The sequence below is a fragment of the Grimontia sedimenti genome (assembly GCF_011045095.1).
GTDB classification, from domain to species: domain Bacteria; phylum Pseudomonadota; class Gammaproteobacteria; order Enterobacterales; family Vibrionaceae; genus Enterovibrio; species Enterovibrio sedimenti.
Genome location: NZ_JAALDL010000005.1, coordinates 135222 through 147023 on the forward strand (window position 1 = coordinate 135222; position 11802 = coordinate 147023).

Sequence of the window (11802 nt, forward strand, 5' to 3'; positions counted from 1 at the left end):
CGTACCACAATCTGCCACTTTGCCTGCCACGCTTGGTGGCACCGATGCCTTCATGCAACCTACTGAGCAACGGGAGAACGACTCTCCGATGACAGAAGGTAAAGGAGGCTATCATGCTGAACCGACCGAAACTAATTTCACGCATTGCCGTCTGGGGCATGTTTGTTGTCACTGCGCTCGTCGCAGCGTTTTCATCAAAGGTGTTGGCTGCAGGGCTACTTAAACCCGTTAACAGCCAATACCAAGATCTCCAAATTGAATCACACCATGTTGATGTCGCCATTCAGGATGGCTACGCCACCACCTCGATAGAACAGACGTTCTACAACCCAAACAATGTTGAGCTGGAAGCCCTGTATTCCTTCCCTGTCCCGCAAAAGGCGGTAGTCGGGGAGTTTATCTATTGGATTAACGGCTCGCCCGTGATTGCGGAAGCGGTCTCTAAAGAGAAAGCCCGCAAGATTTACGATGACCAAAAAGCGCAAGGCAATGCCACTGCGCTGACGGAAAAAGACGAGTACAGAACCTTCGATATGAGGGTGTACCCGGTGCAGCCTCAGCAGAGCGTAAAAGTGAAGCTGGTATATATGCAGGACGCTTTGCTGGATCACGGTATTGGGCGTTATGTTTATCCCTTGGAAGAAGGGGGGGTGGATGAAGCCAAAAGTAGCTTTTGGACGCGCAATGACAAAGTGGAGCAGGACTTTTCGTTCAATGTGACACTGCGTTCGTCATATCCTGTTGATGGTGTCCGGTTGCCAGCGCATCCGTCAGCGGTGATAACGCAAGAAGCGGATGGTGAACACACAACGTGGAAGGCAAATATCAGCAATCATATTGCCAATGCGGTGCAAGAAGGGGAGACACAGCAAGCGGTAAATACTTCAATGCGACTGGATCAGGATATGGTTTTCTACTGGCGCTTGCAGGATGGTTTACCCGGCCGTGTTGATATGGTGGCCTACCGCGACCCAGAAAACTCGAAACGCGGTACGGTGAAGCTGACATTCACGCCAGGTGACGACCTGACCCGCGTAACGCAAGGACGTGATTGGGTGTTCGTTCTGGATAAGTCAGGCTCCATGTCCGGCAAGTATTCCACACTGGTGGAAGGTGTCCGTCAGGGATTAGGGAAGTTGCCGTCTGAAGACAGATTCCGCGTCGTGATGTTTGACAGTAATACCTACGATCTCACTGGTGGCTTTGTGGCGGCTAACCCTGCGAATGTGAACAAAGCACTGCAGTCCGTTGAGCAGGTTGAACCCAATAACGGCACTAATCTCTATGAAGGCATGTCGGCTGCAATCCGCAAACTGGATGACGACCGTCCGACCGGGATTGTGTTGGTCACCGACGGGGTAGCAAACGTAGGTGTGACGGAAAAGCGCCGCTTCTTCGATTTGATGGAAAAGCACGATGTGCGACTGTTTACCTTCATCATGGGCAATAGTGCCAACACGCCGCTGCTAGTGCCGATGACCAAGTTGTCGAACGGCGTGGCAACGTCAGTATCTAACGCGGATGACATTATCGGCCACTTGATGAACATCACCAGTAAGTTAACGCATCAGGCGTATCGGAACGTCCAACTCGATATTGACGGTGTGAAAATTAAAGATCTGACGCCGGAGCAAATCAGCAGCCTGTATCGCGGGGAACAACTGACTGTATTCGGACATTACTTCAAAGGCGGTGAAGCTGATATCAAGCTCACTATGGATATTGCCGGTGAGTCACGTGAATACCGTACCAAAGTGATGTTGCCTGATTCTGCAACTGTGCATCCTGAGCTTGAGAGAATGTGGGCGTTTTCAGCGATTCGCGACTTACAGGAGCAAATGGATTATCTGGAGCAAAAAGACGGCGACAAAGAGCAGGCTATCGAAGACATCGCACTGGAATATGGTTTGCTGACTGATTACACCTCGCTGCTGGTTGTGGAAGAAGAGGTCTTCCAACAACTGGGCATAGAACGTAAGAACCAGACGCGAGTTCTCAAAGAGCAAAGTGCCCGTGAGGTGAAAAAGAATAAACCCGTCGAACCAACCCGAGCGGATAACAATCAGCCCATGTTTACCCAACCGGCACCGACCCATTCCGGCGGTGGCAGCAGTGGCGGTAGTATGAACATCTTGGTCTTGTTGAGCATGGTCCTGTTAGGTGTCGGCCGTTTGGTGATGGTAAGAAAAACGAGCCAATAAAAGCAGAGCTAATGAAACGAAAAGAGGCTGCAGATGCAGCCTCTTTGTTTTGTTCTTTGATGTTTAAGTCAGGCTCAATCCGCCGTCGATAACCAGAGTGTGTCCCACAATGTACTTCGCTTTGTCTGAACTCAGCCAGATAATCGCATCGGCAATTTCTTGAGGTTCGGCAAAGCGCTGGCACGGCACCTGACTTTCGACAGTCTCTTTTAAAGAGGTTCCCATTTCTTGCTGCTTTTGCTCCCAGCGAGGCGTCCAGGTGACGCCCGGCGCGACACTGTTGACGCGAATCCCTTTGCGGATTGCCTCCACCGCGACAGAACGTGTCATTCCTTCAAGGCCATGCTTGGTGCCGGAATACATAGCGGCATTTGGCGTGGGACGAATGCCGTTTACTGAACTGACATTGATGATGCAGGCACCTTCCCGCATCAAAGGAAGCTCGTAACGCAGGCAAAGCGCAGGCACCCAATAATCGCTGATCATAGTGCTGTAGAGTGAATCAATGGGCAGACTGGCGTAGTCTCCACGCGACTCAATCACTGGCGAGGCGTTGTTAACAGCGATATCAATATGTCCGTAGTTCTCGCGAATGTAGCCGAAGAACCGGTCAACTTGATGAACGTCTTTTAAATCTAAAGGCAGGTAATCTACCGCAGAGAGTTCCGGATACTTTGCCAGTGCCTGATTCCATTTTTCTTCGTTTCTGGAACAGGTAATAACCTTGTAGCCCGACTGATGGTAGGAAAGAACTGTTTGAAGACCAATACCGCTGCTGCCGCCAGTGACGAGGACTATTTTCATGCGCGCTCCGGTTCTGCGTGGGTGTTGCCTGGCTAGCGGTGCGTGAAAATATCGTCCACCATTATCCGCTGTGTGGTGCGAACATGTTTGTCCGCTTCATGTTCTTCATGGAACTGTTGTTCGCCAAGCATGATGAGAATGTCAAAGAAATACCGTACGCTACCTCTTTGATTATTCATTGTTTTAAGCATAGCATCGCTAAAAACATCTGGCGCAGTATGGGTCAAATCCGAGGCGATTTTTCCGATTTGTTGGCAACAATAAACCGTTCTTGTGCGGTCTGCCGTGTGCGCGTAACTGACGCACAATGACCACTCTTCACTGCGTAACGCATCCCAAATGCCATTGGCGACCTCAAGGCGGTCATTGATAGGGGTATTCGCTAGCGAACGTAGGTAAAACTGACGTTTCTTCCTCTTCATTTTCTTCATGACCCGTTCCGACGTGACATACGCCTTCGTCAGTACTGGCATTGAAATCATATAGATAAACAGGGTGCCAATCAGGGTTGCGATGAAGAATACGTCGGTGGTGAGACCGAAGTAGTAACAGGAAAGGGTCGTGATCACTGCAAACAGCATAAAAGCCGCAGAGATCATGAGTCTCGCGTACCATTTTGCGGTGGTGACATAACTTGGCGCTTGTTGATTAAGAGACTGAAACGACACCCCTTTGAAACCGAGTTTGGGATATTCAGGGATAGGGAATTGTTCTTGATCCATAACAACCCTCCATCATTCAGTTCAATAAGTTTCTATAGATTACTTTTTTCGGCAGGAAATTCGTTAGCTTTAGTCAAAAAGTGAGAGGGAAAACCATCAAAGAATCTGCGTGTTATTAGCAATTTAGTCGGATATTAAATATACCTATGCCAAAGGCTGTTGGGATTGTCCTGATGAATCATTAATGCTCGGTTTCTCCTTTGACCCAGCCTTGCTCAATAGCGTATTTGACCAGTCCGGCTGTGGAGGTTACGCCCAGCTTTTTCTTCACCCGTAGTCGATGGGTTTCCACCGTGCGCACGCTGATGTTTAATTCTCGGGCGATGGTTTTATTGCAAGCGCCATTGGCGATGAGCACCAACACATCTTTTTCCCGTGGGGTAGGGACGTTGTCTTCGTGTTCTCTGTTTTCCATTTGGCTCATGCTTTCCATGAGCGTTTCAGAAACGCCTGCACTGAAGTAAGATCCGCCGCCAGCAATGATGTCGAGCGCCTGCACCAGCTCTTGTGATGAGACGTCTTTCAGGACATAACCTTTCGCACCGCCACGCATGGCAGAGACAATGTACTCTTTGTTGTTGTGCATGCTGAGGATCACAACCTTGATTTCCGGGGCTTTCTCCCTCAGTTCACTCAATACCTCCAAACCGGTTTTTTTCGGCATGGAAATGTCGGTAAGCAGGATGTCAGGTCGTAAAGCCAGAGACTGTTCAATGGCAGATTCACCGTCACTTGCGGCACCAATAATGGTGAACTGAGGCTGCTTGGATAAGCGTTCCATCAGTCCGTCCTGCAGCAGGACATGATCGTCTGCAAGTAATAGCGTGGTCATGATTTCTCCTTATGACTCTTAAATCCTTTCTGCGTCTATATAGCAATGGGCACAATTGCCCGCACTTCCGTCCCCTGATCATGCAAGCTACTGATAGAGAAAGTGCCATCGAGGTTTTCGATGCGCTCCCGCATATTTTTTAAGCCCATCGACTGGCTGGTGTTCGACACTTTATGTTCTTCGAATCCGATGCCGTCATCAGCGACGGTGAGCACGATTTCACCTTCTTCTTCCTGCAAAATCATGTCTACCGCTTTCGCTCTAGCATGTTTTTCTGCGTTGTGAAGCGCTTCCTGAGCAACACGGAATAGGGTAATTTCAGCCGATTTAGACATATTTCTCATGTCCAGATGATGCTCAAACAACACTGTCATACCAGAGCGCTGCGAGACTTCTTTGGCGAGATCTTCCAATGCCACCAATAGCCCCAAGTCATCAAGCAATGCAGGACGTAGGTCTTTGGATATTCGACGAAGCTCGCGAACGGCTTCGTTGAGAGTCGATTGGCCTAATGCGATATTCTGTTCCCGTTCTTTGTCGGTTCTGGCTTCTTTGATGTTATCGAGGCGGTATTTCACTGACACCAGAATCTGGTTAATACCATCATGCAGTTCCCTGGCGACACGGGTGCGTTCTTCTTCCTGTGATTCAATCAACTGACGGTTAAGAGCTTGCAGCTTTTGGTCGGCCAGTTCCCGGGCATTGATGTGGATGCTGGTGGCAAGGCTTGCCATGATGCCAATGGTGATCACCAACGCAATCCCCAGACCGATAAAGGTTTTGCTGATGGTTTCGTCAATTTTGCTGTGAACAGATTCGACCTGAATCTCGATGTCATCGATATACACACCGGTTCCCACCATCCAGCCCCACTTATCGAGCCCAATGGCGTAGCTGAGCTTTTTAACTTGCTCTTTACGGGAAGGTTTGTGCCAGTAGTAATCCACAAAGCCGCCACCTTGTTGGGCGGTGTGGATCAGTGCCTGAAGGAGTTTAAAGCCTCGAGCGTCTTCTACTTCCCATATGTTTTGGCCGACGAGTTCCGGTTGATAGGGAAGCACAAGGTTAGTGCCATCGTAGGTGTATGCGAAGAAATAGCCATCCTCGCCGTATGTGAGGTTATTCAAAATATCGATGACTTGCTGTTTCGCATCTTCATCATTTTCGCCAGCGGCATCATAAACCGGAGAAATAGATGCGCGAGCGAGTTCTACGTATTTCAGCAATTCTTGTTTTTTGGACGCCAGCGTTTCCGAGCGGATGAGATTGGCCTGATTCTTAGACAGACTATCTGACTGAATGACCACCAGCCCGATAATCAGACCAAACATCAAGAGCAAAGGAAGCATTGCCAGCACCAGCAATTTCATCCTGAGCGGCATCATCATGCCTGATAACTTTGTCACTATCACTCCGTCAGCTTCGTAAAAAATCGCTTTGCTACGTATAACTACGTACAGCGATTACGCAATGCTATGGACGCTAAGTCCGTTTTCTACCTGATATTTTTTTATTTGTTGCAGGCATAGTCTAGATGGTAACAACTTTTTAACAGCGTCAATGTGCTCTAAACCTCAACCCTACATGCAGCATTTTTATACATCCTAAATAGTGAAGCTGCGCACCAAGGAGTGGACAATGAAAACGTCAATCTCGACCCCTATGAAGGCAATCGCTTTAGCAACACTTTGTTTCTCAGGCTCAGCGCTGGCTGACAAAGTATTGCTAAAAACGCCTATTGCTTTCGGCACTCATTTACCAGCGCTTGGCACCCCAATTAAGTGGGTCTCCGAACGCATTCAGCCTGTGTCGGGCAATACCATCAAAATGAAAGTGTACGAGCCGGGTAAGCTGGTGGCGCCACTGGAAATTCTTGATGCGGTATCCAGCGGTAAAGTGAATTCCGGGTACGCGACTGCAGGCTACTGGCAAGGGAAAATGCCGGCAGCGGCTTTGTTCTCCGCTGTGCCTTTTGGTCCTGAAGCACCGGAATATATGGCGTGGATGTTCTACGGCAACGGTCTGAAACTGTATCAAGGCATGTATGACGAGGCGGGGTACAACGTGAAAGTCTTGCCTTGTGCGATCATTTCACCTGAAACATCAGGTTGGTTCAAAAAACCTATCGAGAAGCCTGAAGACTTAAAAGGCCTGACGATGCGCTTCTTTGGCCTCGGTGGTCAGGTCATGGAGAAACTCGGTGTCGGCACGGTTCAACTTCCGGGTGGCGAGATCTTCGGTGCACTGGAAAAAGGTGCCATTGACGCGAGTGAGTTCTCCCAGCCAGCTATTGATCAGCGTTTGGGCTTCCACAAGATCGTTAAGTACAACTACTTCCCAGGCTGGCACCAGCAGGCCACCATGTTTGAACTCCTGATCAACAAAGACACCTGGAACAAGATGGATGAAGATCAGCAATCTGCTGTAGAAACACTATGCCTGGCTTCAATGACGAACTCGATTGCCGAAGGTGAAGCGATGCAGTTTGAAGCCATGCAAAAAGCGCAGGAGCAGGGTGTTGAGCTCCGCTACTGGAATGACGAAATGCTGAATTTGTTTGAATCTACCTGGCTGGAAGTGGTGGAAGAGCAGAAGAAAGACCCTTACTTCGCAAAAGTATGGGCTGACATGTCTGACTTCCGTAAGAACTACCAGATTTGGGAATCGAAAGGGTTCCTGCCGCGCGGTCAATAACAGGCTGTGTGGTTTTGGGCAGCAGGATGCTGCCCATTTTTCCTTTTTCTATGGGTGTAGGAGCTCGTTATGACCCAGCCTTCTCACTCACTCCCTGCTTCACCACTTGCAGACAGCATTGAGCATGTCGTCCGGGTTGTCGGACGCACACTGGCTTGGAGCTATTTGGTTCTGGTTCTGGTTATCATCACGCAGGTAGTGCTTCGAAAAGTTTTCAACAATGGCCAAATTGCGCTGGAAGAGTTGCAGTGGCACCTCTATGCCATCGGCGTTTTGTTTGGTTTGTCTTATGCCGAGATCACCGGAACGCACGTCCGGGTCGATATTTTCTATCACCGCTTTTCGCAGAAAACCAAATCCTGGATAGAAATCATCACTGTGCTGTTTTTCGTGTGGCCGTTTATGTACGTCATCTTTATTCACTCTCTCGATTTCGTGTATGAAGCCTGGCGGGTAAATGAGCGTTCCAATGCGCCGTCCGGTTTGCCTTGGCGATGGTTGATCAAATCCGCGATTCCATTCAGTGCAGCTTTGTTGGCTTTTGCCAGCCTTGCCCGATTGCTCCGTGCAGTGGCTTACCTGAGAAAAGGAGGTTCGCATGGAAGCGAATGAGATTCTTATTCTGGCGATGTTCGGCAGCTTTATTGTGCTGTTGTTTGTCGGTATTCCAGTCGCATGGGTACTAGGCGGTGTGGGCGTGGCGTTTGCCTTCATTGGTTATTACAGCGATATCTACCTCGACACTTGGACAGGGTTGGATTTCACCACCCTTGGGCTTGTGGTTAACCGCCTCTACAAAATCATGGATAACTGGATATTGGTGGCCTTGCCGATGTTCATTTTCATGGGGAACATGCTGGATAAATCCGGTGTGGCGGACCGATTGATGCATGCGATGCAGGCGTTGTTTGGCCGGGTACATGGAGGTTTGGCCATTACCGTGATGGCAATTGGTATCATCCTGGCAGCGTCGACAGGGATTATCGGTGCATCGGTGGTGTTACTGGCGACCATGTCTCTGCCTGCCATGATGAAGCAAGGTTATAACCTTCCATTAGCACTGGGTACCGTCGCCTCGGCAGGCACACTCGGGATCTTACTGCCGCCTTCTATCATGCTGGTGATCATGGCCGATCAGCTGGGGCTTTCCGTGGGTGACCTCTTTATGGGGGCCATGTTCCCGGGCTTGATGTTGGGCGCGATTTATATTGTGTACCTGTTGATCATGGGCGTGGTGAAGTCAGACTCCTTGCCGTTACCGGAAGATGCGAAAGGCGTTGATTGGGCAGTCATCAAAGATGTAGCCAAAGCGATTGTGCCAACCTTCATGCTGATCATTGTGGTGTTGGGTTCTATCTTCGCGGGGATAGCGACACCAACGGAAGCTTCAGGTGTGGGTGCATTCGGTGCGATTTTGCTGGCGGTTTACTACAAACGTTTTTCGCTCGCGGTGCTGAAAGAAGTGCTGCTCGATAGCTACAAAACTACCGCTTATATCTTCGCGATATTTATTGGTGCGACCTGTTTTGCACTGGTGTTGCGTGAACTTGGCGGCGACGAGTTTATCGAAAGTGCCTTTGAAGCCTTGCCATTTGGTCCTTACGGCATTGTGGCTTTCATTCTGTTGGTGATTTTCCTCCTGGGTTTCTTCCTCGACTGGATTGAAATTACCTTGATTGTGCTGCCGCTGTTAGCGCCTGTGGTATTAGGATTGGATTTAAGCATTGGCGACTATCCAGGGCTGGATAATCCAGAATTGGTTTGGTTTGTCATGCTGGTGGCCATGGCTTTGCAGACCAGCTTCTTAACGCCTCCCGTTGGGTTTGCGTTGTTCTATCTGAAAGGGGTATGTCCACCGGAAGTGAAATTGATGGATATCTATAAGGGTGTGATTCCTTTCATTATCCTTCAGCTGCTGGCATTGGTAGTGTTGGTGTTCTGGCCGAATCTGATACTCTGGTTACCGTCGATTGCTTATGGTTAGTCTGGGCTAGCCAATAAAGATAAACAGACCCTCACCACAAAGAAAAAGCCGACTTTTCAGTCGGCTTTTTACTCTTTCTAATGCGATTAGGCTTTTGAACTTTTCTTTCTGAGTGCATCCAGCTTTTCTGCGGCTTTATGCAGCACAGTATCAGTCTTGAATTTGCCTTTGCTATCTGGTTTTCCTGCTGGGATACCCGTGAACAGTTCGATAGCTTCACTGACATGATCGATGGCATAGATGTGGAATTTCCCTTTTTCTACAGCATGGATGATGTCTTTACGCAGCATCAGGTTATGTACGTTAGAGCGCGGGATAATCACCCCTTGCGTCGATTTCGGTCCTTTGATGGTACAAACATCGAAGAAGCCTTCGATTTTCTCGTTCACACCGCCAATGGGTTGCGCCTGACCAAACTGGTTCATTGAACCTGTAATAGACAGATCCTGACGCAACGGTACGCCGGAAATCGCAGACAGAATCGCACAGAATTCCGCCATAGAAGCGCTATCGCCATCTACACCGCCGTAAGATTGCTCAAACGTAATGCGTGTGGTCAGTGGGATTTTCGCTTGCTTACCGAGCAAAGATGACAGGTAAGCAGTCAGGATCATCACACCTTTAGAGTGAATACTGCCGCCCAGTTCAACACTGCGCTCGATATCCAGCACTGCACCATCACCAAACGAAGTTGTTGCAGTGATTCGATTAGGTGCACCAAAGCTGAAGTCGTTGGTTGCCAGCACAGACAATGCATTCACCTGACCGACGGCTTTGCCTTTGGTGTCAATCAACGTGGTGCCTGTGGTGAAGCCTTCCATCACGTGGTCACGCAAGCGGCTAACGCGCATGTCGCGGCTTGCCAATGCTTTCTCAACATGGGATGCACGGATGATATTGGCATTACTGACTTTGGCCTGATAGTTGGACTCGCGCAGCAGGTTGGCAATGTCAGCAGAGTGCAGGGAAAGCTTATCCTGATCACCGGACTGACGGCTGCTGTGCTCAATAATTCGGCCAATGGCACCGGGGTCGCAATGCAGTAGGTTGTTGTCGTGACAAATGCTGGAAATGAACATGGCGTACTTCATTTCGCTATCTTCATTGCGCGGCATATCGTCTTCGAAATCTGCAGTGACACGGAACAGCTCACTGAACTCTGCATCATAGTGTTGCAGCAGTTTGTAGGTGTGATAGTCACCAAACAGGATGATTTTCACATCCAGTGGAATTGGCTCTGGCTCGAGCGAGATTGTGCCGCTGAGTGTGACTTCGCGCTCGAGTGAACTCAGCGAAGCTTTACGCGAGCTCAGCGCACGCTTCAAGCCGTCCCAAACGTAAGGACGCTCAAGAACTTTCACCGCATCAATCAGCAGTACACCGCCGTTGGCACGATGGATACTGCCTGGGCGGATCAATGAGAAATCGGTGAACACCGTGCCTTTGTAGGTCGCGTTTTCTACGTAGCCGAAAATGTTGTGGTAGGTCGGGCTATCTTCCACGATCACCGGTGGCACTTCTTCTTCCTGCGCGACCAACACATTAACCTGATAGCGACGCGGCAATTTCTTATCCAGCGCGGCATAGGCGAGGGCGGCTTGTTCTTCGCTTTCCTGCAGGAAGATATCGAGATTTTCCAGCACATCGCCCTGCATTTCTTTCAGGTATTTCTTCACCTGAGGCAGGTCAGAATAGGACTCGATCAGCTTCACCATGTGATGGGAAATGGCTTCGGTAGCAATTTCTTCATCCAGCTTTTGCTGTTTCTCAGCGTAGGTTTCTTCCCATTCGGTCAGCTTACGCACCAATCCGCGGAGCTGGATTTCCAAATCGCGAATGGCCTGATCGAAATGCTCCTGTTCTTTCTGAGAAAGAGCGTCGAAGGTTTCTTCGGTATGCGGCTCTTCGCCATTCAGGGCAATGAACTGATAGTCACCGGAGGTGGTGATGGAAAGGCTCACGCTTTGCAGTTTGGCTTCCTGACTAAGCTCTCCCAAGGCACCTTCCTGCATCTCTGTCAGGCGGTTTTTGAGTGCATCAGCGCGGGAGTAATACATCTCGTTGTCAAAGGCGAGCTGCAGGGATTTCCCTAAACGTCCCATCATTTTCTCAAGATCTTTTTTCAGCTTGAGACCGCGGCCAGCTGGCATTTGCAGCACTTTCGGTACGCGGGAATCCTGGAAGTTGGCGACATAACACCAGTCATAAACCGGATGGGTATATTGCCAATGGCGGCTGAGATAGCGCATCACCATGGTGCGCTTGCCAAGACCGTTCTGGCCGACTGCGTAGATGTTGTAGCCTTTTTCCTTAATGGACATCGCAAACTCAACGGCCTGACGAGCACGATCCTGCCCCACAATCTCTTCGAGTGGTTCAAGATGCTTGGTAGATGAAACGTCGAGTTTGGTCAGCTGTGAAGTGCGATAGAGCATGTCACTGGTTAATGGCTGATGTGGCATAGCGCTCTCCTTTCACTGTGTTTCTCATAAAACTCAGTGTAGCGCCGTTAACTTACTGATTTTGAGATAAAGAATCGCGGATGTGTTGGCAATGTGGACTGGC

At 49.5% G+C, this 11802-nt stretch carries 9 protein-coding genes; 4 read left to right on the forward strand and 5 right to left on the reverse strand.

The window, feature by feature from the left end; all coding sequences use genetic code 11:
* Positions 1–113 precede the first annotated feature (113 nt).
* Positions 114–2201 carry a VIT and vWA domain-containing protein gene (locus G5S52_RS09195; RefSeq protein ID WP_165012960.1) on the forward strand — a complete coding sequence of 696 codons (2088 nt, stop codon included), beginning with the start codon at positions 114–116 and terminating at the stop codon, positions 2199–2201.
* A 63-nt stretch (positions 2202–2264) separates the two neighbouring features.
* Here the strand turns inward: G5S52_RS09195 and G5S52_RS09200 are convergent, their stop codons facing one another.
* From G5S52_RS09200 to G5S52_RS09215, 4 genes are all read right to left on the reverse strand, one after another.
* A complete protein-coding gene (locus tag G5S52_RS09200) occupies positions 2265–3005 on the reverse strand; it encodes an SDR family NAD(P)-dependent oxidoreductase (protein ID WP_165012962.1) in 741 nt (246 codons plus the stop codon).
* A gap of 32 nt (positions 3006–3037) precedes the next feature.
* Entirely contained in the window at positions 3038–3727 is a 690-nt protein-coding gene (locus tag G5S52_RS09205) for a hypothetical protein (RefSeq protein ID WP_165012964.1), read from the reverse strand.
* A 181-nt stretch (positions 3728–3908) separates the two neighbouring features.
* Positions 3909–4559, reverse strand: coding sequence for a response regulator (locus G5S52_RS09210; RefSeq protein ID WP_002539317.1), 651 nt, complete (start codon positions 4557–4559; stop codon positions 3909–3911).
* 35 nt (positions 4560–4594) lie between these two features.
* The gene (locus G5S52_RS09215; protein WP_368737464.1) at positions 4595–5965 is read right to left on the reverse strand and encodes a cache domain-containing protein; all 1371 of its coding nucleotides are present in this window, start codon (positions 5963–5965) and stop codon (positions 4595–4597) included.
* 232 nt (positions 5966–6197) lie between these two features.
* On the opposite strand from G5S52_RS09215, the gene G5S52_RS09220 reads away from it, so the two are divergent.
* From G5S52_RS09220 to G5S52_RS09230, 3 genes are all read left to right on the forward strand, one after another.
* Positions 6198–7253, forward strand: a complete 1056-nt coding sequence (locus G5S52_RS09220) for a TRAP transporter substrate-binding protein (RefSeq protein WP_165012966.1) — start codon at positions 6198–6200, stop codon at positions 7251–7253.
* Positions 7254–7322: 69 nt separating this feature from the next.
* On the forward strand, positions 7323–7865 hold the full coding sequence (locus G5S52_RS09225) for a TRAP transporter small permease subunit (protein WP_002539322.1): 543 nt from the start codon (positions 7323–7325) through the stop codon (positions 7863–7865).
* The gene (locus G5S52_RS09230; RefSeq protein WP_165012968.1) at positions 7852–9237 is read left to right on the forward strand and encodes a TRAP transporter large permease; all 1386 of its coding nucleotides are present in this window, start codon (positions 7852–7854) and stop codon (positions 9235–9237) included. Before G5S52_RS09225 ends, G5S52_RS09230 begins: the two co-directional genes overlap by 14 nt.
* A gap of 86 nt (positions 9238–9323) precedes the next feature.
* Here the strand turns inward: G5S52_RS09230 and G5S52_RS09235 are convergent, their stop codons facing one another.
* Positions 9324–11699 carry a Lon protease family protein gene (locus G5S52_RS09235; protein WP_165012970.1) on the reverse strand — a complete coding sequence of 792 codons (2376 nt, stop codon included), beginning with the start codon at positions 11697–11699 and terminating at the stop codon, positions 9324–9326.
* Between the last annotated feature and the right edge of the window lie 103 nt (positions 11700–11802).